Below are 22,109 nucleotides of genomic sequence, written 5' to 3'. Positions count from 1 at the left end.
GACCGGTGTCCATGCCGTTCTACGTGTCGCCCGAACAGCAGATGAAGGACAAGGCGGACTACGCGCGCAAGGGCATAGCGCGCGGCCGCAGTGTCGTGGTGCTGCAGTACGACGACGGCATCCTGTTCGTGGCGGACAACCCGTCGCGGGCGCTGCACAAGATCAGTGAGATCTACGACCGGATCGCGTTCGCGGCGGTGGGGAAGTACAACGAGTTCGAGAACCTGCGGCTCGGGGGCGTCCGCTACGCCGACATCAACGGCTACCAGTACGACCGCCGCGACGTGACGGCGCGGGGCCTGGCGAACGTGTACGCGCAGTCGCTCGGGACGATCTTCACTGAGACCAACAAGCCGTACGAGGTGGAGCTGGTCGTCGCGGAGGTGGGCGACGAGGCCGAGACCGACCAGATCTACCGGCTGACGTTCGACGGCTCGGTCGCCGACGAGCACGGCTACGTCGCCATGGGCGGGCAGGCCGAGGCGGTGGCGCAGTCGCTGAAGGACGGCTACCGGGAGGGCTCCTCGCTGGAGGACGCGCTGCGCACGGCCGTGCGGGCGCTGGAGGCCCAGGACTCCGACCGGCACCTGGAGGCGACCTCGCTGGAGGTCGCGGTGCTGGACCGCAACCGCGAGCACCGGCGGTTCAAGCGGCTGTCGGCGGCGCGGATCAGTGACCTGCTGGCGGCGGAGGACTCCGGGTCCGGCATCACCTCCGGCGGCGAGGACTCCGACGGTCCCACCGGTGGCGGAACGGCCTCCTCGTCCGGCGCGGACGAGGACTGACGCGCGGGCGGGCGGGCCGCCGGACGGCGCCCCGCCTGCCGAGAGGGGCCCGCGGCGGCGGGGACGGCGACCACCGTCCCGCCGCCGCGGGCCCGCGGCGTTCCGGGCGCCTTGCGGTGCCGCGGCCGCGTTGGCCGGAAACGGTGGGTCGAGAGACTGCCAAGTGACGGCCGCGCCGCATAGGGTCTTGGTGTGGACAGGCGCATCTTCGGGCTTGAGAACGAGTACGGCGTCACCTGTACCTTCCGCGGGCAGCGGCGGTTGTCACCGGACGAGGTGGCGCGCTATCTGTTCCGCAGGGTCGTGTCGTGGGGCCGCAGCAGCAACGTGTTCCTTCGCAACGGGGCTCGGCTCTACCTGGACGTGGGGAGCCATCCGGAGTACGCGACGCCGGAGTGCGACAGCGTCGTGGACCTGGTGACGCATGACAAGGCGGGCGAGCGGATCCTGGAGGGCCTCCTGGTCGACGCCGAGCGGCGGCTCCGCGAGGAGGGCATCGCCGGCGACATCTACCTGTTCAAGAACAACACCGACTCGGCCGGAAACTCCTACGGCTGCCACGAGAACTACCTGGTGGGGCGGCACGGCGAGTTCGGGCGGCTCGCGGACGTGCTGATCCCGTACCTGGTGACGCGGCAGATCATCTGCGGCGCCGGCAAGGTCCTGCAGACGCCCCGCGGCGCGGTCTACTGCGTGTCGCAGCGGGCGGAGCACATCTGGGAGGGCGTGTCGTCGGCGACGACGCGGTCCCGTCCGATCATCAACACCCGCGATGAGCCGCACGCGGACGCCGAGCGGTTCCGCCGCCTGCACGTGATCGTCGGCGACTCGAACATGAGCGAGACGACGATGCTGCTCAAGGTCGGGGCGACCGACCTGGTGCTGCGGATGATCGAGGCCGGGGTGGTGATGCGCGACCTCACCCTGGAGAACCCGATCCGGGCGATCCGCGAGGTCAGCCACGACATGACCGGCCGCCGCAAGGTGCGGCTGGCCAACGGCCGCGAGGCCAGCTCGCTGGAGATCCAGAAGGAGTACTACGGCAAGGCGCGCGACTTCGTGGACGCGCGGGGCGGCGACGCGACGGCCAAGCGGGTGCTGGAGCTGTGGGAGCGGACGCTGCGCGCGGTGGAGACCGGCGACCTGGACCTGGTCTCGCGCGAGATCGACTGGGTGATCAAGTACAAGCTGATCGAGCGGTACCGGCGCAAGTACGACCTGCCGCTGTCGTCGCCGCGCGTGGCACAGCTCGACCTCACCTACCACGACGTGCACCGCGACCGCGGGCTGTACTACCTGCTGGAGAAGCGGGGGTCCGTCGACCGGGTGTCGCGCGACCTCGACATCTTCGAGGCGAAGTCGGTGCCGCCGCAGACGACGCGGGCGCGGCTGCGGGGCGAGTTCATCCGCAAGGCGCAGGAGAAGCGGCGCGACTTCACGGTGGACTGGGTCCATCTGAAGCTGAACGACCAGGCGCAGCGGACGGTGCTGTGCAAGGACCCGTTCCGCTCCGTGGACGAGCGCGTGGACAAGCTCATCGCCGGCATGTAGGCGCGGGCGCGGCGGTCTCGGGGTGCGCGTTCCGGACCGCGCGGGACGACACGCGCACGGCAGGTTACCGGCAGGTCACCTGGGCGGTAGGGTGAGCGCGCAGTAGCGCTCGCCACCCCCGAAGGACCCCCGTATGCGCCGTCGTGTTCGGTTCCTCCCCGCGGCCGTCGTGCTCGCCCTGCCGCTCGCGCTGTCCGCCGCCTGCTCGGGCGGCGGCGTGGACGTCGAGGTGAGCGGTGACTTCGGGAAGTTGCCGCAGGTGAAGTTCCCCAAGGGGGCGCCGGGCGACTCCTTCGCGGTGAAGACCGTCAAGAAGGGCGGGGGAACGGCGGCGCGCAAGGGCGACCTCGTCGTGGCCGACTACGTGGGCTATCGGTGGAACAAGGGCGGGCGCAAGCTGCTGGCCAGCAGTTACTCCAAGGGCGAGCCGGGCGCGTTCCCCACGGGCCGGCTGGTGCCCGGCCTGACGAAGGCGTTCCAGGGGGTGCGGCCGGGATCGCGGGTGGTGACCCGCATCCCGCCGAAGGACGGCTTCGGCGACGAGGGCGACCCCGCGCACCAGGTGGGCGGCGACGACACGCTGGTGTACGTCCTGGACGTCCGGGCGGTGTATCCGCGGACGGCGGGCCCGCACGGCACCCGGCAGGCGCCGCCGGACGAGCCGGGGCTGCCGAAGGTGGCGGACGCGGCGGCGGGGCGGGCGCCGGCGGTGACGATGCCGCGCTCGGCCCCGCCGAAGGGCCTCCAGGTGCGGACCCTGGTCAAGGGGGACGGCCCGGTCGTGCGCAAGGGCCAGCTGGTGGCGCTGCAGTACGGGGGGTACTTCTGGCGCGACGGGAAGGCGTTCAACTCCTCCTGGTCCGAGGGCCACCCGTTCGGGGCGATGATCGGGACCGGCCAGGTCATGAAGGGCTGGGACCAGGGCCTGGTGGGCCAGCGGGTGGGCGGCCGCGTGCTGCTGGTGGTGCCGCCGGCCCTCGGGTACGGGGCGAAGGGGCTGGCGCAGTTCGGCATCAAGGGGAACGACACGCTGGTGTTCGTCGTGGACCTGCTGGGCGCGCACTGAGCCGCGCTTTCTAAGTCGAGTCCCCGTCGTACTTAGAATGGCCGGGTGGAGGACATCGACGCGATCGCGCTGCTGCAGGATCCGGTGCGGCGGCGGCTGTACGAGTTCGTCGCGGCGCAGGGCCGCGAGGTGGGGCGGGGCGAGGCCGCCGAGGCGGCCGGCGTCGCGCGGACCCTGGCGGCGTTCCACCTGGACAAGCTGGTCGACGCCGGGCTCCTGGAGGCCGGCAGCAGGCGGCTGACGGGACGCTCGGGCCCCGGGGCGGGGCGCCCGGCGAAGGTGTACCGGCGCTCGGCGGCGGAGCGGGACGTGTCGCTGCCCGCCCGCGACTACCGGACGGCGGCGGTGCTACTGGCCGAAGCCGCCGAGACGGCCGGTCTCGACATGGAGCTCCAGGACGCGGCCCGCCGCAGGGGAAGGGCGCTGCGCGGCAAGAGCTCCGCCTTCGACGGCCTGGACCGTCTGGCGGGCGTGCTGGCCGACCGCGGTTACGAACCGGTCATGGACGACGACGGCGCCGTCCTGCGCATGCGCAACTGCCCCTTCCACGCGGTCGCCGAGCAGTTCCCGCCGCTCGTCTGCGGGATGAACCTGGCGCTGCTCGAAGGGCTGGTGGAGGGCTCGCAGGTCCGGGTCCGGATGGATCCGCGGCCCGGCTGGTGCTGCGTCGCGGCCGCTACCTCTAAAAACAATGAACATTGACATAGAAGTGACGGGCGTGGTGGGGTGAGCCCATGAGCACACGGACCCGGTACCACCTCGCCCAGTTCAACCTCGGCACGCTCCGCTTTCCCCTCGGCGACCCGCGCATGGCGGACTTCGTCGCGCTGGTGGAGCCGGTCAACGCGCTCGCCGACGGCACGCCGGGCTTCGTCTGGCGGCTGGTGGAGGAGGGGGAGGCCGACGCCACCGGGATGCGCCCCGCCGGCGAGGACGTCATCGTCAACTTCTCGGTGTGGGAGTCGGCGGAGGCGCTGTGGGACTTCGTCTACCGCAGCGGCCACCTGGAGACGATGCGGCGCCGCCGCGAGTGGTTCCAGCGGCACGTGGACGCGCATCTCGTGCTGTGGTGGGTGCCGGCGGGCCACGTCCCGACCGTCGGCGAGGCACTGGAGCGCCTCGCGCTGCTCCGCGCGGACGGCCCCTCGCCGCGGGCGTTCACGTTCACCTCGTCCTACACCGCCGAGGAGGCCGCCGGCGCCGGCGCCGGGACCGTGCCCGCAGGCATCGCGCCCGCCGGCACCGAGCCCGCGGCGTTCCAGGCTCAGCCGAGCAGGCCGGCCGTGTGGCGGCCCGCCGCGGCCGCCGCGAGGAAGTAGGGGAGGTCCTCGTCCAGCCGGCGTCCCATGGTCGACAGCCGGACACCCCAGTCCTTCTCGGCGGCCCTGAGGGCCTCGTGGAGGCCGTCGACGGGGACCGGGACGAGCCGGTGCCGGTCGCCCAGCGGCGCGGCCCCGGCGGCGACGCGGGCGCCGAAGGGGCCGCCGAGCTCGGGGACGGGGATGTCGGCGCGGGCCAGCGCCACGCGCCCGTAGGCGGTCAGGGAGTGGTGCGAGACGCCGATGTGGCGCTCGCGCCCGTCGCCCTCGCTGACCCGCAGCGACCCCACCGGTCGCCCGCCCAGCACGGACGCGGCGTTGACGGCCTCACCCGCCGCGACGCCCGAGAAGCCCCACTTGGTGCCCGTGCCGAGGTTGCCCGGCCCCTGGGCGAGGACCACCACGTCGGCCTCCAGGACCAGCCGCGCGGCCAGCAGGCCGGTGTGGACGGTGACGGCCTCCAGGTCGCCGCCGAACGCCTGCCCCACGGTGACGGTCGCGGCGAGCGCCCCGGCGTCCCTCAGCCGGGCGATGGACATCGAGAACCACGCCGGCAGCGCCCCGCCGTCGGGCATCACGTAGACGACCCGCGCGTCCGGGCGCCCGGCCAGCAGGGCGGCCAGGATCGGGGGCAGCGCGGAGTGCAGGTCGGCGACGATGACGGGCATCGCGTCCAGCGAGTCGGCGTCGCGCAGGACCGGGTGGTGGGGCGAGTCCTGCTCGTCGGCGCCGAGGACGGTGGCCTGCAGCGGGGTGTAGCGGGCCTTGACCAGGTGGCCGGGCCCCGCCGGGTCGGGCGGGAGCCGGTCCGGGACCGCGACGACCATGGCGTACCCGCCGGTGCCGAGCCCCATCGCCAAGGCCGTAGTGTTGAGCAGGACGGTGTCGCCCGGTTCGGGCCTTCCCACCAGGGCGGGATAGGCCAGGGCCCGGTGCGTCCCTTCGCCCCCGATCGAGACGTCCAGCTCGACCGCCCCCGGCCATTCGCGGCGGATGTCCTCGACTGTGCCTTTGCGCCATCGGATCACACCGGGAAACGGTAGCGTCCTGCACGACGGCACGTGGGGACGATCGGCACGCCGGCCGGGGTTCGGGGCTCACGGAGGAACGAGGTGGTGGCGAAGTGTCGCGGCGCAAGACCGAGCGGCTGCTGAACCTGGTGGTCTGCCTGCTCGCCACCCGGCGCTATCTGACGGCCGAGCAGATCCGCCGGGCGGTGCCCGGCTACCCCGACTCCGACGAGGCGTTCAAGCGCATGTTCGAGCGGGACAAGGAGGAGCTGCGCGAGCTCGGCGTCCCGCTGGAGGTCGGCAGCGACCAGCAGGGCGGCGGCGGCGAGGAGATCGGCTACCGGATCCCCCCGCAGGCCTACGAGCTGCCCGACGTCCACCTGTCTCCGGACGAGGCGGCGGTGCTGGGCCTGGCGGCGCGGGTGTGGCAGCGCGCCAGCATGGCCGAGGCGGCGTCGGGGGCGCTGCTGAAGCTGCGCGCGGCCGGGGTGGAGACCGACGTGGCCGCCGCGACCGGCATCGAGCCGCGGGTGAACACGCATGACCCGTCCTTCCCGGCCCTGTGGGAAGCCGTGCGCGACGGCCGCCCGGTCGCGTTCGACTACCAGGGCATCGGCCGCACGTCCGTGGCGCGCCGGCACCTGGACCCGTGGGGCGTGGTGAGCCGGCGGGGCCGCTGGTACGTGGTCGGGTTCGACCGCGACCGCGACGAGCAGCGGGTGTTCCGGCTGAGCCGCATCGTCGGGGACGTCGCGCCGGACGGCCCGCCCGGGTCGGTGACGGTCCCGGACGGGGTGGACGTGCGGCGCATCGCGTTCGACTGGAGCGAGCCGCTCGGCGAGCCCCGCCCGGCGACGGTCCGGCTGCGGCGCGGCGCGGCGCAGGGCCCGCGGCGGTGGGCCCGGGACGTCCGCCCGGTCGAGGAGCCGGCCTGGGACGGGGAGTGGGACGAGGCGGTCCTGACCTTCGGAGACGTCGACCGGTTCGCGCCCTACCTCGCGCGGTTCGCCGACGATGTGGTGGTCCTCGACCCGCCGGACCTGCGCGAGGCGGTGGTCCAGCACCTGAAGTCGGTGCTGGCCGCCGCCGGCGCGCACCCGGCGGCGGGGCACGGCGAGCATGGGGAGATGAACGGCCGATGACGGCGAAGTCCGCGGCGAAGGCGGCGACGACGTCCACGGACCGGCTCGCGCGCCTGCTGGCGCTCGTCCCGTACGTGGTGAGCCGCGACTCGGTGGCGCTCGGCGAGGCCGCCGCCGCGTTCGGGGTGACCGAGAAGCAGCTGATCGACGACCTGAACCTGCTGTGGTGCGTGGAGCTGCGCGGGCCCGACCCCTACTGCCCGATCGACCTGTCCTACGAGGGCGGGGAGATCACTGTGGCGGAGGCCGAGTCGATCGCCCGGCCGCTGCGGCTGAAGGTGGACGAGGCGAGCGCGCTGCTGGTGGCGCTGCGGATGCTGGCCGAGATCCCCGACCTGCACGACCGGGACGCGCTCAGCCGAGTGATCGCCAAGCTGGAGAGCGCGGCGGGCGCGGCCGCGGCGGTCTCCAGCAAGGTCGCCGTGGAGGTGGACGCCCGGGGCGGGTCGGCCGACTCGGCCCGCACCGCGGTCGCGGTGCTGCGCGAGGCGATCGCGGCGCGCCGCCGCGTCCACCTGACCTACTACGTCCCGGCGCGGGACGAGAACACCGAGCGCGACGTCGACCCGATGCGGCTGCTGGTCGTGGAGGGCACCACCTATCTGGAGGGCTGGTGCCGCCGGGCCGAGGGGGTGCGGCTGTTCAAGCTGGACCGGATCGCCGACCTGTCGGTGCTGGACGTGCCCGCCGAGGTGCCGGACGACGCCGAGCCGATCGACGTGGACGCCGGCCTGTTCCGCCCCTCGCCGCAGGACGAGGCGGTCACCCTGGAGCTGTCCGCGCGCGGCCGGTGGGTCGCCGACTACTACCCCTGCGAGAGCGTGCAGGAACTGGGGGAGGGGCGGCTCCGGGTCGTCCTGCGCACCCCGGACGCCCGCTGGGTGCGGGGCCTGGCGCTGCGGCTCGGCGACCAGGGGCGCGTCGTGGCCCCGGAGGCGATCGCGGCCGGGGTGCGGGACGACGCGGCACGCGCGCTGGCCCGGTACGGCCTGGCGTGAGCCGATCGGATAGCGTGGCGGGTGTGGCGTGGGTCTCGGTATCGGTGTCGCTCGGTTTCGCCGGGCTGGCCGTGCTCGCCTGGTGCGCCTTCAAGGTGTGGCTGGGCGTGCGGCGGTTCGGACGTGAACTGGAGCGCACCAGGCGCCGGCTGGAACCGGAACGGTCGGCGCTGCGCGATGAACTCTCCCGGCTCGAGGACGATCGATCGCCACAACCGCCCGGGGACGGCGTACGATCGTCCTGAGTGTCACCTGTTGAAGAGGACTGCACATGCCGAACATCGGGACCCCCGAACTGCTCATCATCCTGCTGGTCGTCGTCCTGATCTTCGGGTCGGCGAAGCTGCCCCAGCTCGCCCGTTCGCTGGGCAAGTCGGCGCGCATCCTGAAGGCCGAGACCAAGGGCCTGCGCGAGGACGATGACGACGCGCCCGCCGACCGGCCCGCCAAGACCATGCCGACCTCGCAGGGCGAGGAGGCGCGCGACAGGGCCGCGCGGCTGCGCGAGGAGGCGGCCCGGCTGGAGCGCGAGGCGGCGGCCTCCGAGGGCGGGCAGCGGTCCCGCGGTGCGCTGGCCTCGGGTGAGCCGATCCAGGGTGTGCCGGTGTCGGACCCCGGCCAGGCGCGCAAGGGCTGACCCGTCCCGCGCAGCGACCACCCCGACCCCCGAGCCGAATGCCGACGATGAAGCTGAACAGGCGCGACGCCGCCCCCGACGGCCGCATGCCCCTCATGGCGCACCTCCGTGAGCTGCGGAACAGGCTGATCAAGGCCGTGCTGGCCTTCGTGGTGGGCGCGATCCTCGGCTGGCTGCTGTTCGACCCGGTCTGGGACTTCCTGAAGCAGCCCTACTGCTCGCTGCCCCAGTCCCACGTTGTCGACAAGGACGAGTGCTCCCTGTTCGTCAACGGGATCTTCTCCTCGTTCTTCCTGAAGCTGAAGATCTCCTGCATCATCGGCGGGGTCATCTCCGCACCGGTCTGGCTGTACCAGCTCTGGGCGTTCGTGGCGCCCGGCCTGTACCAGCGGGAGCGCCGCTGGACGTACGTGTTCCTCGGCGCCGCCGTCCCGCTGTTCTTCGTCGGCACCGGCCTGGCGTACCTGACCGTCGACAAGGGCCTGGCGATCTTCCTCGGGTTCGTCGCCGACGACGTCAAGCCACTGATCACGGTCGACAGCTATCTCAGCTATGTGCTGACGATGCTGCTGGTTTTCGGGCTGACGTTCGAGCTCCCGCTGTTCGTGGTCGTCCTGAACATGGCGGGCGTGCTGAGCTCGTCGCGGATCCGCCGGTCCCAGCGGCTGATCCTGTTCGGGATCTTCGTCTTCGCGGCGGTCGCCACGCCGAGCGCCGACCCGTTCACGATGCTCGCGCTCGCGCTGCCGACCGTCCTGCTGTTCGAGATCGCCGCGCTGCTGGCCTTCTTCAACGACCGCAGGCGGGCCCGCCGTCCCGACCCGTACGCGGGCCTGGCCGACGACGAGGTCTCGCCTCTCGACCTCGAGTCGATCGACGCGGAGCTGGAGAAGGGCGACCGGGCCCGCTGATTGGGTATCGGGCCGGTCGAAACCGTAGGCTCGAAGGTATGACCACCCCCGACACCACGTCGGCCGGACAGACCCCGGCCCAGCGCTACGCCGCCTACCGCAGGCGCACCGCCGGGCACGGCCCGGCCCTGCTGGACTTCCGGACGCTGTACGACTTCGAGCTCGACGCGTTCCAGCTCGAGGCGTGCCAGGCCCTGGAGGACGGCAGCGGCGTGCTGGTCGCCGCCCCGACCGGTTCCGGGAAGACGGTGGTGGGGGAGTTCGCGGTCCACCTCGCCCTGACCGGCGGCACCAAATGCTTCTACACCACGCCGATCAAGGCGTTGTCGAACCAGAAGTACGCCGACCTCGTCCGCCGGTACGGCCCGGCGAAGGTGGGCCTGCTGACCGGCGACAACAGCGTCAACGGGGAGGCCCCGATCGTCGTCATGACGACCGAGGTCCTGCGGAACATGCTGTACGCGGGCTCCCCGACCCTCGCCGGGCTGGCGTTCGTCGTGATGGACGAGGTGCACTACCTCGCCGACCGGTTCCGCGGCGCCGTCTGGGAAGAGGTGATCATCCACGTTCCGGACTCGGTGCGGATCGTGGCGCTGTCGGCGACCGTCAGCAACGCCGAGGAGTTCGGCGAGTGGCTGCACGAGGTCCGCGGCGACACCGCGGTGATCGTGGACGAGCACCGCCCCGTCCCGCTGTTCCAGCACATGCTGGTGGGGACGCGGCTGTACGACCTGTTCGTCGACACCGGCAAGGGCGGGGACCGGCAGGCCAGGCTGAACCCGCAGCTGACCCGGATGGCGGTGGAGGAGGTCCGGCGCGCCAAGGTCAACCAGGGGCGCCGCACCGGCCGCCGCCGGGCCCCGCGCCCGCAGCGGTTCCGGCCGCCGCCCCGGCCCGAGGTGATCGAGCGGCTGGAGCGCGCCGGGCTGCTCCCGGCGATCACGTTCATCTTCAGCCGCGCCGGGTGCGACGCCGCCGTCCTGCAGTGCCTGCACGCCGGGATCCGCCTGACCTCCAGGGAGGAGGCCGAGGAGATCCGCGCGCACGCCGAGCTGCGCACCGCCGACATCGCGCCGGAGGACCTGCGGATCCTCGGCTACGGCGACTTCCGGGAGGCTCTGGAGCGCGGCGTCGCCGCCCACCACGCCGGGATGCTCCCCACGTTCAAGGAGATCGTCGAGGAGCTGTTCACCCGCGGGCTGACCAAGGCCGTGTTCGCCACCGAGACGCTCGCGCTCGGCATCAACATGCCCGCCCGCACCGTGGTGATCGAGAAGCTGGACAAGTGGAACGGCGAGGCCCACGTCGACCTCACCCCGGGCGAGTACACCCAGCTCACCGGGCGCGCCGGGCGGCGCGGCATCGACGTCGAGGGCCACGCCGTCGTGGTGTGGGGCCCGAACGTCGAGCCCGCTTCCGTGGCCGGGCTGGCCGGCACCCGCACCTACCCGCTGAACTCCAGCTTCCGGCCGTCCTACAACATGGCCGTCAACCTCGTCGGCGCCGTCGGCAACGAGCGGGCGCGCACGCTCCTGGAGGAGTCGTTCGCGCAGTTCCAGGCCGACCGCGCCGTCGTCGGCCTGGCCCGGCAGGTGCACAAGAACGAGGAGGCCCTCCAGGGCTACGCCAAGGCCGCCGAGTGCCATCTCGGCGACTTCATGGAGTACGCGGCGATGCGGCGGCGGCTCTCGGACCGCGAGTCCGAGCTGTCGCGCGAGCGCGCCGGGGCCCGCCGAGCCGAGGCCGCCCGGTCCCTGGAGCGGCTGCGTCCGGGCGACGTGATCCTCGTCCCGTCGGGGCGGCGCTCGGGCCTGGCCGTCGTCCTCGACCCGGGGGTCGGCCGCCGCTCCGACGGGCCGGCGCCGCTCGTGCTGACCGTGAACCGGTCCGTGCAGCGGCTGTCGATCCAGGACTTCCCGCGCGCCGTCGAGCCCGTCGAGCGGATCCGCATCCCGAAGTCCTTCAGCCCCCGCAACCCGCAGGACCGCCGCGACCTGGCGTCCACGCTGCGCAACAAGGTCCCCGACGACGTCCGCGAGCGCAAACGCTCGCGCGGCGACTCGCCCGCCGTCGACGACGCCGAGATCACCCGGCTGCGCGCCGACCTGCGCCGCCACCCGGTGCACGGCTGCGACAAGCGCGAGGACCACGCCCGCTGGGCCGAGCGCCACCACCGCCTGGACCGCGAGACCGAGCAGCTCCGGCGCCGCGTCGAGGGCCGCTCCCAGGTCATCGCCCGCACGTTCGACCGCGTCTGCGCCGTCCTGCAGCAGCTCGGCTACCTCGAGGGCGACTCCGTCACCGCCGAGGGCCGCCGCCTCGGCCGCATCTACAACGAGCTGGACCTGCTCACCGCCGAGAGCCTGCGCGAGGGCCTGTGGGAGAAGCTCGGCCCGGCCGAGCTGGCCGCGTGCGTGTCCGCCCTCGTCTACGAGTCGCGGCAGCCCGACGACGCCACGCCGCCCCGCACGCCCCCCGGCCCGGCGCAGGACGCGCTGGCCGCCATGGTGAGGCTCTGGGGTGTGCTGGAGGGCGTCGAGCGCGACAACCGCGTCTCGTTCCTGCGCGAGCCCGACCTCGGCTTCGCGTGGACCGCCTACCGGTGGGCCAAAGGCGACGACCTCGACGAGGTGCTGATGGAGAGCGACCTCACCGCGGGCGACTTCGTGCGGGCGGTCAAGCAGCTCCTCGACCTTCTCGGCCAGGTCACCGACGCCGCGCCCGCGAACAGCCACATCCGCAAGACCGCCCGCCGCGCCATGGACGCCATGCGCCGCGGCGTCGTCGCCTACTCGTCCGTCGCCTAGGCTGCCCGGCGCCGCGCGCGCCTGGCCGACAGCGTCCGGTCCACGCGGTAGGCGGCCAGCCGGACCAGCAGGGGCTCCGGCGGGCGCCTCAGCCAGGCGGGGGCCAGGCGGTGGCCGAGGCCGGCCGCCCGCAGGAGCGCGCCGGCCGTCCGGCGGCGGGCCGGGGTCCACGGCAGGCCGAACTGGCCCCGCAGCTCGTCCGGCAGGAGCGCGGCCGTCAGGAGGCGGAAGACGGCGAGCGCGGGGGCCAGGGCGCGCAGTCGGCGGGGCCACAGGACGGCGTCGGCGACCTCGCGGGCGGTGCCGGTGACCTCCAGGGCGGCGAGCGTGTCGGCCATGTAGGCGCGGAACGCGGCCAGGTCGGGCGGCTGCGCCTCCAGGGGGCAGCCGAGGACCTCGGCGACGACCCGCGCCTGCCGGTAGTAGGCCTCGGCCAGGCCGGGGTCGCCGCCCCGCATGACGTGCTCGTAGACGTGCAGGGCCGAGTCGATGAGGGTCGCGTTGACCCAGAGCTGCAGGGCCGGGTCGTCGCCGGAGTAGTCCTCGCCGCGGACGGTCGTGTGGATGCCGCGCACCTTCGCCGCGATGCGCGCCACCTGCTCCGGCGTGCCGAAGGTGACGATCAGCAGGAAGTCGAGGGTGCCGAACAGCCGGGCCAGGGGACGCGCGGCGAAGTCGCTGTGCTCGGCGACGCCGCGTGCCACGGCCGGGTGGGCGAGCTGCATGAGCAGGGCCCGGCCGGCCGCGAGGCCGACCAGCGGCTCGGCGGCCAGGGTCCGCAGCACGTCGCGGTCGGCGAGGCGGTCGGGCGTGATCTGGGACGGGACGGTCACGGCGCCTCCCGGCGGTCGGATCGTGCCCGCCCATCCTCGCGCACCTATTGGCAGACGGTCAATAAGGGCCGGGTTCCGGACCGGCGGTCCGGCGGGGGGTTGCAAAGAGAGCATCGGCTATCAAACCTGGAAAACGTCATATGTGACGGCCGTCGGTGGCACAATCAGGCGTTTCATTGGAACTCGAGAAAGGCCCTGATTGTGGCCATCCGCGACAAGATGGGCGCCAACGCGGCCCACGTCCTGCAGCCGGGTGAGAACATCCAGGCGGTGTTCGGCGCTCAGACCACGAGCCAGTACTTCGCCCTGCTCTCGTACTGGATCATCATCTTCAGCAACGCCTACCGGGTCGTGGTGGTGACGGACCGGCGCATCCTCGTCTGCAGGTCCGGGCGGCTGCGCATGACGCCGGTCAACGAGGTCCTGCGGGAGCTGCCCCGGGGCACCCGGATCGGCCCGCCGAGCGGGCTGTGGTGGCGCTGCGACACTCTCGGCGAACGGCTGTACGTGCACAAGCGGTTCCACAAGGACGTCAACGCCGCGGATGGTGTCGCCGCCTGAAGGTTCCCCTGGCGAGGCGCTCTCCCGGCTCGGTGAGGGCGCCTCGCCGTCTGTGCCCCGGCACGGCGCGTCGAGCCGGTGGGTGACGGATCGGCTCCGAGGAGGATCCGTCCGGTGCGCCGGGGCGCTAGTGTGATTGCGGTCACGGATCAATCACCGCGAGACGCCGGGAGAGGCATGATCGAGGCGGAGAACCTCACCAAGCGCTACGGCGACAAGACGGCCGTGGACGACCTGTCGTTCACGGTGGTCCCCGGGCGGGTCACCGGGTTCCTCGGCCCCAACGGCGCCGGGAAGTCGACCACCATGCGGCTGCTGCTCGGCCTGGACCGGCCGGACCGCGGGGACGCCCGGATCCACGGCCGCCACTACCGCGACCTGAACGCGCCGCTGCGCGTCGTCGGGGCCATGCTGGAGGCGCGGGCCGTGCACACCGGCCGCAGCGCCTACAACCACCTGCTGTGCCTCGCCCAGACGCAGGGCATCGGCAAGAAGCGCGTCGACGAGGTGGTCGAGCTCGTCGGACTCGCCGGCGTCGCCCGCAAGCGCGCCGGCGGCTTCTCGCTCGGCATGGGGCAGCGGCTCGGCATCGCCGCCGCGCTGCTCGGCGACCCGGCCGTGCTCGTACTGGACGAGCCCGTCAACGGCCTCGACCCCGAGGGAATCGTCTGGATCCGCACGCTCATGCAGCGGCTCGCCGCCGAGGGGCGCACGGTGTTCGTCTCCAGCCACCTGATGAACGAGATGGCCGTCACCGCCGAGCACCTCATCGTCATCGGCCGCGGCCGGCTGATCGCGGACTGCTCCACCGAGGAGTTCATCGAGCGCAGCACGGAGAAGGCGGTGATCGTCCGCAGCCCGGACGCGGCCCGCCTCGCCGACCTCGTCAACGCCGAGGGGGGCAAGGCCTCACCCGACGGCGAGGAGTCGCTCAACGTGACCCACATGGAGGCGCCCCGCGTCGGGGAGCTCGCCGCGGCCGAGGGCATCGTCCTGCACGAGCTCACCCCGACCCGCGGCTCCCTGGAGTCGGCGTTCATGGAACTGACCCGCGACAGCGTCGAGTACGGCGGAGGCGGCGCGCCCGCCCCGGACACGGTCCCGCCCCCGAGCGCGGTCCCCGTCGAGGAGGGGGAGATCCGATGACCACGGCCACCACGCCCGCCGCGGACCCCGCGGCCCACCCCCGCCCCGGCTTCGGGCGGCTCCTGCTCTCGGAGTGGACGAAGATCCGCACCGTGCGGTCCACGCTGTGGACGCTGATCCTGCTCGTGGTCGTGGACCTCGGCTTCACCGCGCTGCTGGTCGGCCTCACCGCCGCGCAGTGGGACAAGACCGACCCCGCCGACCGCGCCTCGGTCGTCGCGGACCCCACCGGCTTCATCCTCGGCAGCGGGTTCTTCCTCGGCCAGCTGACCATCTGCGTGCTCGGCGTGCTGGTGATCGCCTCGGAGTACTCCACCGGCATGATCCGCGCGAGCCTGCTCGCGGTGCCGCGGCGGCTGCCCGTGCTGTGGGCCAAGGCCCTGGTGTTCGCGGCGGTCGTGTTCGTCCTCGGCGTCGCGGTGTCGTTCGTCTCGTTCTTCATCGGCTCGGCGCTGATCGGGGACAAGGCGCAGGTGTCGCTGGGCGATGACGGCGTGCTGCGGGCCGTCATCGGCGGCGGCCTGTACCTGGCGATGCTCGGTCTGTTCGCTCTCGCGATCGGCGCCATCGTGCGGCACCCCGCCGGAGGCATCACCGGCGTCATCGGGTTCGTGCTGGTGCTGGCACCGCTCGCCACGCTGCTGCCCGGCAGCATCGGCGACCACATCCACGCCTACCTGCCCTCCGAGGCCGGCCAGCTGATCGCCAAGTCCCGCCAGGGCACCGACGACCTGCTGACCCCATGGCAGGGGTACGGGGTCTTCGCGCTCTGGACGGGCGTACTGCTCGCCATCGGCGCGGTCCTGCTCAAGCGCCGCGACGCCTAGCCGCCGCCGTCCGGGCCGTCCGGGCCGCCCGTGAGGCGGCTCGGACGGTTCAGGCGTGCAGGGGTCGAGAAGGAGACGACTCCCTCCACGCGGCCCGAGTAAAGGCAGGTCCCCGGGTAGTGGGAGGGCATGCTGGACGACCCCGGAGCCCCGGCTCACACCCGCGCCATCTCGCCGGCCTCCTTCCGGACGAGGAGGTCCGGTGACCGGCTGCGGACCGGTCCCGGACCGCGTTGGCGATCGCGGGACCGGTCCCTGTAGAAAGTCGTCATGGACGAGCTGCACGACGACGCCGTCGACGCGGTGACCTCGGCGCTGCTGACCGCGTCCCGCCTCCTGGTGGCGGTCTCGGTGCGCTCCCTGGCCGCGGCGGAGGGCGCGGTCACGTTGCCCCAGTTCCGGCTCCTGGTGGTGCTGTCCTCGCAGGGGCCGGCCAAGCTCGTGACGCTCGCCGGGCTCCTGGAGGTCAACCCCTCGACCGCGATGCGGATGGTGGACCGGCTGGCCGCCGCCGGTCTGGTGGACCGGCAGGCCAGCCCGGACAGCGGCCGCGAGGTCCGCATCCAGCTCACCCCGGCCGGGCGCGGCATCGTCGACGACGTGACCGCCCGCCGCCGCGCCGACATCGCCGCGGTGGTGTCCCGGATGCCGGCGGGGCAGCGGCGCGCCCTCGTCGAGGCCCTGCGCGCCTTCACCGAGGCCGGCGGCGAACCGCCGGTCACCTCGCTGGCCCGGCTCGGCTGGACCTGAGGCCCGGCCCGAACCTTCTCGCCCGGACGTGCGTACTGCGCATCGACGCCCCTCCCCTCGACCGAAAGGCGGCGGCGGATGCGAGAACCCCGACCGGTCGTCGCGGCGGCGTGCGGCCTCGCCGCGGCGCTGCTCCTCGGCGCCTGCGCGCCGATCGGCCGCCAGGCCTCCGACGGCGGCGCCGTGGCGCCGCAGGCGAACGCCCAGAACGCGGCCCAGGCCACCGTCGACACCCCGTGGGGGCCGCTCGGCCCCGCCGACCGCGACCTCGTGGTGAAGGTCCGGCAGGCGGGGCTCTGGGAGATCCCCGTCGGCCGGGAGGCCGAGCGCCGCGCCGCGCGTGCCGCGACCCGCCGCAACCTCGGTGAGATCGCCCGCCAGCACGCCCGGCTGGACGAGCTGGACCGCGCCGTCGCCGCGAAGCTGAACGTCCCGCTGCCGATCCAGCCCACCCCGGACCAGCAGAGCTGGATGTCGGAGATCACCGGCAAGTCGGGGAACGACTACGACCGGACCGCGGTCGCCCGCCTGCGGATGGCGCACGGGCAGATCTACCCGGCGATCGCCGCCGTCCGCGGCAGCACCCGCAACACGCTCGTGCGGAGCTTCTCCGAGCAGTGCGAGACGTTCGTCCGCACCCACATGAGGCTGCTGGAGGGCACCGGGTTCGTCACCGGCGACATGCTGCCCGACCCGCCCCAGGCCACCGGCGCGCCCCCGCCCGGGGACCCCGGCCATTCGCACACCCCGGCGCCGGCCGCGACCTCGCTGCTGGGCGGGCGTTAGCCGGGGGCCCCGGTCAGGCGGGGAGTTCGGCGATCAGCGCGCCCAGGGTGGCGCCGAGCGGAGCGTCCAGCGTGACGAGGGCGTGCGGATCGCCCCGGGTCGCACCGCGGTTGACGATCGCCACCGGGACGCCGTGCCGCGCCGCGTGCCGGACGAACCGGTAGCCCGACAGCACGGTCAGCGACGACCCCAGCACCAGCAGCGCCCCCGCCCGCTCCGCCAGCGCGTAGCAGTCCCCGACTCGGGCCGGCGGCACGTTCTCCCCGAAGAAGATCACGTCGGGCTTGAGCGCGCCGCCGCACCGCTCGCAGGCCACGATCCGGAACCCCTCGACGGCCTCGTCGCGCAGGACGGCGTCGCCGTCGGGGTTGATCGTCTCAGCGCGGGCCGTCCAGCCGGGGTTGGCCCCGCGCAGCCGCTCGTCCAGCCGCTCGCGGGCGGACCGCTCGCCGCAGGACAGGCAGACGACGCGGTCCAGCGCGCCGTGCAGCTCGATCACGTCGCGCGCGCCCGCGGCCTGCTGGAGCCCGTCGACGTTCTGGGTGATGATCCCGGCCAGCAGGCCGCGCCGCTGGAGCTCGGCGACCGCTCCGTGCCCGGCGTTCGGGCGGGCCCGCGCGATGTGCCGCCAGCCGAGGTGGCTGCGCGCCCAGTAGCGGCGCCGCGCCGCCTCGCTCCCGGTGAACGCCTGGTAGGTCATCGGCTCCGCGCGCCGCCGGCGGCCCGTCTCCCCGCGGTAGTCGGGGATGCCCGACTCTGTCGACAGCCCCGCGCCGCTCAGCACCACCACGTCGCCGTCCGAGACGAGGTCGGCCAGCATCGGCAGGCCGGCCCGCGTCCCGTTCCCCACAACCTCCGTCACCCTTCCATGGTGCACGACCGGGGCGGGGGCGGCGCGGGCGGCCCGCCCGGCCTCGCGGGCGGGCCGGCTGTGAGGGCCAGTTAACGCGGGGGTGACAGCGAAGATCCCTCCGGGTAATACGGGCCGCCGAGGATCGGGCCCATGGGAGCCGACAGCAGACCGGAGAAGCGCCTGGTCGTCGCCGGCCACGGGCCGGCCGCGCACCGCCTGGTGGAGGCGGTGCGCGAGCGCGACGCCGCCGGCACGTGGACGATCACGGTGATCGGCGAGGAGACCCGCACCGCCTACGACCGGGTGGCGCTGACGACGCATCTGGAGGGCGCCGACCTGGCCTACCCGGCGCACGACGGTGCCGTCACCGTGCGGACCGGGGAGCGCGTCACCGGGATCGACCGCGCCTCCCGGACGGTCGCCACCTCGGCGGGGCGCACCGTCCCCTACGACGCGCTCGTCCTGGCCACGGGGTCCTCGCCGTTCGTCCCGCCGGTCGAGGGCGGGGACCTGCCGGGCGTCTTCGTCTACCGCACGATCGACGACCTGGACGCGATCCGCGCGTACGCGCGGGGCAGGGCCACCGGCGCCGTCGTCGGCGGCGGCCTGCTGGGCCTGGAGGCGGCCCGCGCGATCCAGGGCCTCGGCCTGCGCAGCGGCGTCGTGGAGGTGGCGCCGTGGCTGATGCCGCGCCAGCTGGACGAGGGCGGCGGCGCGATGCTGCGCCGCCACATCGAGGCGCTCGGCATGGCCGTGCACGCCGGCACCCCCATGCGCGCCCTGGAGGCGGGGGAGGACGGCTCGGTCCGGCGCGTCGTCCTGGAGGACGGCACGGTGCTCGACGCCGAGGTCGTGGTGTTCTCCGCCGGGATCCGCCCGCGCGACGAGCTGGCCCGCGGCTGCGGCCTGCCGGTGGGGGAGCGCGGCGGGATCGTGGTGGACGCCTCCTGCCGCACCGAGGACCCCGCCGTCTTCGCGATCGGCGAGTGCGCCCTGGCCGGCGGCATGGTGTACGGGCTGGTCGGGCCCTGCTTCTCGATGGCCGAGGTGGTCGCCGACCGGCTGCTGTCCCCCGCGAGCACGGCGGTGTTCGAGGGCGCGGACATGTCGACGAAGCTCAAGCTGATGGGCGTCGACGTCGCCAGCTTCGGCGACCCGTTCGCCGGTCCCGAGCAGGGCGCGCTCGGCGTCACCTACACCGACCCCGTCGCCGGCGTCTACAAGCGGCTCGTCGTCAGCGACGACGCGCGGACCCTGCTCGGCGGCGTCCTCGTCGGCGACGCCGAGTCCTACGGCACGCTCCGCGCCCACGTCGGCGGCAGCCTGCCGGGCGCGCCCGAGCAGATGCTCTTCGGCGGCACCGAGGCGGCGGGCGGCGACCTGCCCGGCGCGACGGTCATCTGCTCCTGCAACAACGTCACCGCCGAGAAGATCCGCTGCGCGGTCGCCGAGTGCTCCCTGACCGACGTGGCCGGCGCGAAGGACCGCACCAGGGCCGGGACGAGCTGCGGCAGCTGCGTCCCGCTGGTGAAGCGGATCCTGGACGCCGAGCTGACCGCCGCGGGGATCGAGGTCAGCAAGGCGATCTGCGAGCACTTCGACTACAGCCGCGCCGAGCTGTTCGACATCGTCCGGGCCGGGCGGGTCGCGAGCTTCACCCAGCTCGTCCAGGAGCACGGCACGGGCCGCGGCTGCGACATCTGCAGGCCCGCCGTCGCCTCCATCCTCGCCAGCCTCGGCAACGGCCACATCCTGGAGGGCGAGCAGGCGGCGCTGCAGGACACCAACGACCACTTCCTGGCCAACCTGCAGAAGAACGGCACGTACTCGGTGGTCCCGCGGGTCCCCGGCGGGGAGATCACGCCCGAGAGGCTCATCGTGATCGGGGAGGTGGCGCGCGACTTCGGCCTCTACACCAAGATCACCGGCGGTCAGCGGATCGACCTGTTCGGCGCCCGCGTCGAGCAGCTGCCCGAGATCTGGCGGCGGCTCGTCGAGGCCGGGTTCGAGTCCGGCCACGCCTACGGCAAGGCACTGCGCACGGTGAAGTCGTGCGTGGGCTCCACCTGGTGCCGCTACGGGGTCCAGGACTCGGCCGCGATGGCGATCCGGCTGGAGATGCGCTACCGGGGGCTGCGCGCCCCGCACAAGCTGAAGTCGGCCGTGTCCGGCTGCGCCCGCGAGTGCGCCGAGGCCCAGAGCAAGGACTTCGGCGTCATCGCCACCGAGAACGGCTGGAACCTCTACCTCGGCGGGAACGGCGGCATGCGGCCCCGGCACGCCGACCTGTTCGCCACCGACCTCGCCGACGAGGAGCTGCTCCTCTACATCGACCGGTTCCTGATGTTCTACATCCGCACCGCCGACCGGCTGCAGCGCACCGCGAGCTGGCTGGAGTCCCTCGACGGCGGCCTGGACTACCTGCGCGAGGTCATCGTGGACGACCGGCTCGGCATCTGCGCCGACCTCGACGCGGCCATGGCGCGCCACGTCGCCTCCTACTCCGACGAGTGGCGCGACACCCTGGACGACCCCGAGCGGCTCCGCCGGTTCGTCTCGTTCGTCAACGCGCCGCAGACCCCCGACCCGAGCATCGCCTTCGAGGTCGAGCGCGACCAGATCAAGCCCCTCCCCCTGGAGGTGAAGCGATGAGCCCCGCGGACCCGGCGGGCGTGGTCGTCGTCGGCAACGGAATGGCCGGCTCCCGGTTCGTGGACGAGTTGCGGTCCCGGGACGCCGCGACGCCCGTGACGGTGTTCGGCGCGGAGGCGCAGCGCCCCTACAACCGGATCCTGCTGTCGAACGTCCTGGCGGGGAAGACGCGGCCCGACCACATCAGCCTGGTCGACGCCGCCTGGTACGCCGCCCACGGCGTGGACGCCCGTCTCGGCGTCGAGGCCACCCGCATCGACCGCGCGGCGAGGACGGTGCACGCCTCGGACGGGACGGTCACCCCCTACGGCACGCTCGTCCTCGCGACCGGCAGCACCGCGTTCGTCCCGCCGATGCCGGGCCTGGAGGACGGCCTGCCGCGCGGCGCAGAGGTGTTCCGCACGCTGGAGGACTGCCGCCGCATCTCCGCCCTGGCCGAGTCGGCGCGCCGCGCGGTGGTCGTCGGCGGCGGCCTGCTCGGCATCGAGGCCGCGCGCGGGCTCACGGGCCGCGGCCTGGTGGTGACCGTCCTGCACCTGGCCGGGCACCTCATGGAGCGCCAGCTCGACCCCGCCGCGGGGAAGGTCCTGGTCCGCACGCTGGCGGCCCTCGGCATCGGCACCCGGCTCCAGGCCGCCGTCACGGGGCTGCGCACTGACGGCGGCGCGGTGACCGGCGTCGAGCTGGCCCTGCCCGGTGGCGGGACGGAGGTCGTCGACGCCGACCTGGTCGTCCTGTCCTGCGGCGTCCGGCCCGAGGTGGGCCTGGCCCGGGACGCGGGCCTGGCCGTCGGCCGGGCTGTGATCGTCGACGACGAGCTGCGGTCGGTCACCGACCCGGCCGTCCGCGCCATCGGCGAGTGCTCCGAGCACCGCGACGAGGTGTACGGGCTGGTGGCGCCCGCGTGGGAGCAGGCGGCCGTGCTCGCGGGGCTGCTCGCCGGCACCGACCCCGCGGCGCGGTTCACCGGCGCCCGCCAGATCACCCGGCTCAAGGCCGCCGGGATCGAGCTGGCGTCGATGGGCGAGACGCACTTCGGCGACGACGACGAGGACGTGGAGGTCGTCCGGTTCACCGACGCCGCGCGCGGCACCTACAAGAAGGCCGTGATCCGGGACGGGCGGCTGATCGGCGCGATCCTGCTCGGCGAGACCTCCACCGCCGGGACGCTCACCCAGCTCTACGACCGGGCCTCGCCGCTGCCCGCCGAGCGCCTCGGCCTGCTGTTCCCCGGCGTCGACGCGGCGCCCGAGGCCGAGTCGCCGGTGCGGATGCCGGACGCGGCGACCGTCTGCCAGTGCAACAACGTCAGCAAGGGCCAGATCCGCGCCTGCTGGCAGAGCGGCGCCCGCACGGCCGACGCCGTCGCGCGGGGCACCCGGGCGAGCACGGGCTGCGGCAGCTGCCGCTCCGCCGTCGAGGGCATCGTGGCCTGGCTGGACGAGCAGGACACCGTGGACGTCGCCTGAGGGGGC

Annotated in this window: 21 protein-coding genes; 18 read left to right on the top strand and 3 right to left on the bottom strand. The window is 73.7% G+C overall.

All coding sequences use genetic code 11. From position 1 onward, the window contains the following. Positions 1 to 11 precede the first annotated feature (11 nt). From prcA to CHC11_RS19830, 5 genes are all read left to right on the top strand, one after another. Positions 12 to 785 carry a proteasome subunit alpha gene (gene prcA, locus CHC11_RS19850; RefSeq protein ID WP_245919511.1) on the top strand — a complete coding sequence of 258 codons (774 nt, stop codon included), beginning with the start codon at positions 12 to 14 and terminating at the stop codon, positions 783 to 785. Between the two features lie 192 nt (positions 786 to 977). Next, positions 978 to 2,336, top strand: coding sequence for a Pup--protein ligase (gene pafA, locus CHC11_RS19845; protein WP_089313247.1), 1,359 nt, complete (start codon positions 978 to 980; stop codon positions 2,334 to 2,336). A 133-nt stretch (positions 2,337 to 2,469) separates the two neighbouring features. Next, positions 2,470 to 3,402 (top strand): FKBP-type peptidyl-prolyl cis-trans isomerase, encoded by a 933-nt coding sequence (locus tag CHC11_RS19840; RefSeq protein ID WP_089313246.1) that lies wholly within the window; start codon positions 2,470 to 2,472, stop codon positions 3,400 to 3,402. Positions 3,403 to 3,447: 45 nt separating this feature from the next. Then, positions 3,448 to 4,104: a helix-turn-helix transcriptional regulator gene (locus tag CHC11_RS19835; RefSeq protein ID WP_089313245.1), complete on the top strand. Its 657-nt coding sequence runs from the start codon at positions 3,448 to 3,450 to the stop codon at positions 4,102 to 4,104. A gap of 32 nt (positions 4,105 to 4,136) precedes the next feature. Then, entirely contained in the window at positions 4,137 to 4,721 is a 585-nt protein-coding gene (locus CHC11_RS19830) for a DUF3291 domain-containing protein (RefSeq protein WP_089313244.1), read from the top strand. Here the strand turns inward: CHC11_RS19830 and CHC11_RS19825 are convergent. Further along, the gene (locus CHC11_RS19825; RefSeq protein WP_089313243.1) at positions 4,667 to 5,749 is read right to left on the bottom strand and encodes a DUF3866 family protein; all 1,083 of its coding nucleotides are present in this window, start codon (positions 5,747 to 5,749) and stop codon (positions 4,667 to 4,669) included. The genes CHC11_RS19830 and CHC11_RS19825 overlap by 55 nt on opposite strands. Before the next feature lie 95 nt (positions 5,750 to 5,844). On the opposite strand from CHC11_RS19825, the gene CHC11_RS19820 reads away from it, so the two are divergent. From CHC11_RS19820 to CHC11_RS19795, 6 genes are read left to right on the top strand one after another with little or no spacing between them, the layout of a single operon-like run. Then, positions 5,845 to 6,873: a helix-turn-helix transcriptional regulator gene (locus CHC11_RS19820; RefSeq protein ID WP_089313242.1), complete on the top strand. Its 1,029-nt coding sequence runs from the start codon at positions 5,845 to 5,847 to the stop codon at positions 6,871 to 6,873. Beyond that, positions 6,870 to 7,871 (top strand): helix-turn-helix transcriptional regulator, encoded by a 1,002-nt coding sequence (locus CHC11_RS19815; protein ID WP_089313241.1) that lies wholly within the window; start codon positions 6,870 to 6,872, stop codon positions 7,869 to 7,871. The genes CHC11_RS19820 and CHC11_RS19815 overlap by 4 nt, the downstream gene beginning before the upstream one ends. Before the next feature lie 23 nt (positions 7,872 to 7,894). Then, a complete protein-coding gene (locus CHC11_RS19810) occupies positions 7,895 to 8,116 on the top strand; it encodes a hypothetical protein (RefSeq protein WP_229810316.1) in 222 nt (73 codons plus the stop codon). Positions 8,117 to 8,142: 26 nt separating this feature from the next. After that, complete coding sequence (gene tatA / locus CHC11_RS43490; RefSeq protein ID WP_089313239.1) at positions 8,143 to 8,508, top strand: twin-arginine translocase TatA/TatE family subunit; 366 nt, start codon at positions 8,143 to 8,145, stop codon at positions 8,506 to 8,508. A gap of 47 nt (positions 8,509 to 8,555) precedes the next feature. Further along, positions 8,556 to 9,419 carry a twin-arginine translocase subunit TatC gene (gene tatC / locus CHC11_RS19800; RefSeq protein WP_089313452.1) on the top strand — a complete coding sequence of 288 codons (864 nt, stop codon included), beginning with the start codon at positions 8,556 to 8,558 and terminating at the stop codon, positions 9,417 to 9,419. 38 nt (positions 9,420 to 9,457) lie between these two features. Beyond that, a complete protein-coding gene (locus tag CHC11_RS19795) occupies positions 9,458 to 12,226 on the top strand; it encodes a DEAD/DEAH box helicase (RefSeq protein WP_089313238.1) in 2,769 nt (922 codons plus the stop codon). On the opposite strand, the gene CHC11_RS43485 is transcribed toward CHC11_RS19795, so the two are convergent. Beyond that, positions 12,223 to 13,059: an oxygenase MpaB family protein gene (locus CHC11_RS43485; protein ID WP_281258347.1), complete on the bottom strand. Its 837-nt coding sequence runs from the start codon at positions 13,057 to 13,059 to the stop codon at positions 12,223 to 12,225. The two genes, CHC11_RS19795 and CHC11_RS43485, sit on opposite strands and share 4 nt — an antisense overlap. A 201-nt stretch (positions 13,060 to 13,260) precedes the next feature. Here CHC11_RS43485 and CHC11_RS19785 point away from each other — a divergent pair, with 201 nt between their 5' ends. From CHC11_RS19785 to CHC11_RS19765, 5 genes are all read left to right on the top strand, one after another. Further along, positions 13,261 to 13,620, top strand: a complete 360-nt coding sequence (locus CHC11_RS19785; protein WP_089313236.1) for a hypothetical protein — start codon at positions 13,261 to 13,263, stop codon at positions 13,618 to 13,620. Positions 13,621 to 13,797: 177 nt separating this feature from the next. Further along, positions 13,798 to 14,766, top strand: coding sequence for an ABC transporter ATP-binding protein (locus CHC11_RS19780; protein ID WP_089313235.1), 969 nt, complete (start codon positions 13,798 to 13,800; stop codon positions 14,764 to 14,766). Next, positions 14,763 to 15,593, top strand: a complete 831-nt coding sequence (locus CHC11_RS19775) for an ABC transporter permease (RefSeq protein ID WP_089313234.1) — start codon at positions 14,763 to 14,765, stop codon at positions 15,591 to 15,593. The genes CHC11_RS19780 and CHC11_RS19775 overlap by 4 nt, the downstream gene beginning before the upstream one ends. A gap of 270 nt (positions 15,594 to 15,863) precedes the next feature. Next, positions 15,864 to 16,343, top strand: coding sequence for a MarR family winged helix-turn-helix transcriptional regulator (locus CHC11_RS19770; RefSeq protein ID WP_089313233.1), 480 nt, complete (start codon positions 15,864 to 15,866; stop codon positions 16,341 to 16,343). Between the two features lie 78 nt (positions 16,344 to 16,421). After that, on the top strand, positions 16,422 to 17,129 hold the full coding sequence (locus CHC11_RS19765; protein ID WP_089313232.1) for a DUF4142 domain-containing protein: 708 nt from the start codon (positions 16,422 to 16,424) through the stop codon (positions 17,127 to 17,129). A 13-nt stretch (positions 17,130 to 17,142) separates the two neighbouring features. Here CHC11_RS19765 and CHC11_RS19760 read toward each other — a convergent pair whose 3' ends face one another. Next, positions 17,143 to 17,949 carry an NAD-dependent protein deacetylase gene (locus tag CHC11_RS19760; protein ID WP_089313451.1) on the bottom strand — a complete coding sequence of 269 codons (807 nt, stop codon included), beginning with the start codon at positions 17,947 to 17,949 and terminating at the stop codon, positions 17,143 to 17,145. A gap of 183 nt (positions 17,950 to 18,132) precedes the next feature. On the opposite strand from CHC11_RS19760, the gene nirB reads away from it, so the two are divergent. Then, the gene (gene nirB, locus CHC11_RS19755) at positions 18,133 to 20,634 is read left to right on the top strand and encodes a nitrite reductase large subunit NirB (RefSeq protein ID WP_089313231.1); all 2,502 of its coding nucleotides are present in this window, start codon (positions 18,133 to 18,135) and stop codon (positions 20,632 to 20,634) included. Continuing rightward, a complete protein-coding gene (locus CHC11_RS19750) occupies positions 20,631 to 22,103 on the top strand; it encodes an FAD-dependent oxidoreductase (protein ID WP_089313230.1) in 1,473 nt (490 codons plus the stop codon). Before nirB ends, CHC11_RS19750 begins: the two co-directional genes overlap by 4 nt. Positions 22,104 to 22,109: the final 6 nt, after the last annotated feature.

Origin of the sequence: Actinomadura mexicana (genome assembly GCF_900188105.1) — a bacterium.
GTDB classification, from domain to species: Bacteria; Actinomycetota; Actinomycetes; order Streptosporangiales; family Streptosporangiaceae; genus Spirillospora; species Spirillospora mexicana.
Note: the sequence above shows the minus strand (reverse complement) of the source record. Positions and strands in the feature narration are given on the sequence as shown.

Excerpts from the sequence above, each read along its gene's own strand:
- CHC11_RS19760 (WP_089313451.1), bottom strand. The coding sequence starts at position 17,949 with ATGCTGGCCGACCTCGTCTCGGACGGCGACGTGGTGGTGCTGAGCGGC.
- CHC11_RS19795 (WP_089313238.1), top strand. The coding sequence starts at position 9,458 with ATGACCACCCCCGACACCACGTCGGCCGGACAGACCCCGGCCCAGCGC.
- CHC11_RS19750 (WP_089313230.1), top strand. The coding sequence starts at position 20,631 with ATGAGCCCCGCGGACCCGGCGGGCGTGGTCGTCGTCGGCAACGGAATG.
- tatC (WP_089313452.1), top strand. The coding sequence starts at position 8,556 with ATGAAGCTGAACAGGCGCGACGCCGCCCCCGACGGCCGCATGCCCCTC.
- CHC11_RS19815 (WP_089313241.1), top strand. The coding sequence starts at position 6,870 with ATGACGGCGAAGTCCGCGGCGAAGGCGGCGACGACGTCCACGGACCGG.
- CHC11_RS19830 (WP_089313244.1), top strand. The coding sequence starts at position 4,137 with ATGAGCACACGGACCCGGTACCACCTCGCCCAGTTCAACCTCGGCACG.
- CHC11_RS19780 (WP_089313235.1), top strand. The coding sequence starts at position 13,798 with ATGATCGAGGCGGAGAACCTCACCAAGCGCTACGGCGACAAGACGGCC.
- CHC11_RS19775 (WP_089313234.1), top strand. The coding sequence starts at position 14,763 with ATGACCACGGCCACCACGCCCGCCGCGGACCCCGCGGCCCACCCCCGC.
- tatA (WP_089313239.1), top strand. The coding sequence starts at position 8,143 with ATGCCGAACATCGGGACCCCCGAACTGCTCATCATCCTGCTGGTCGTC.
- prcA (WP_245919511.1), top strand. The coding sequence starts at position 12 with ATGCCGTTCTACGTGTCGCCCGAACAGCAGATGAAGGACAAGGCGGAC.
- CHC11_RS19765 (WP_089313232.1), top strand. The coding sequence starts at position 16,422 with ATGCGAGAACCCCGACCGGTCGTCGCGGCGGCGTGCGGCCTCGCCGCG.
- nirB (WP_089313231.1), top strand. The coding sequence starts at position 18,133 with ATGGGAGCCGACAGCAGACCGGAGAAGCGCCTGGTCGTCGCCGGCCAC.
- CHC11_RS19840 (WP_089313246.1), top strand. The coding sequence starts at position 2,470 with ATGCGCCGTCGTGTTCGGTTCCTCCCCGCGGCCGTCGTGCTCGCCCTG.
- CHC11_RS19770 (WP_089313233.1), top strand. The coding sequence starts at position 15,864 with ATGGACGAGCTGCACGACGACGCCGTCGACGCGGTGACCTCGGCGCTG.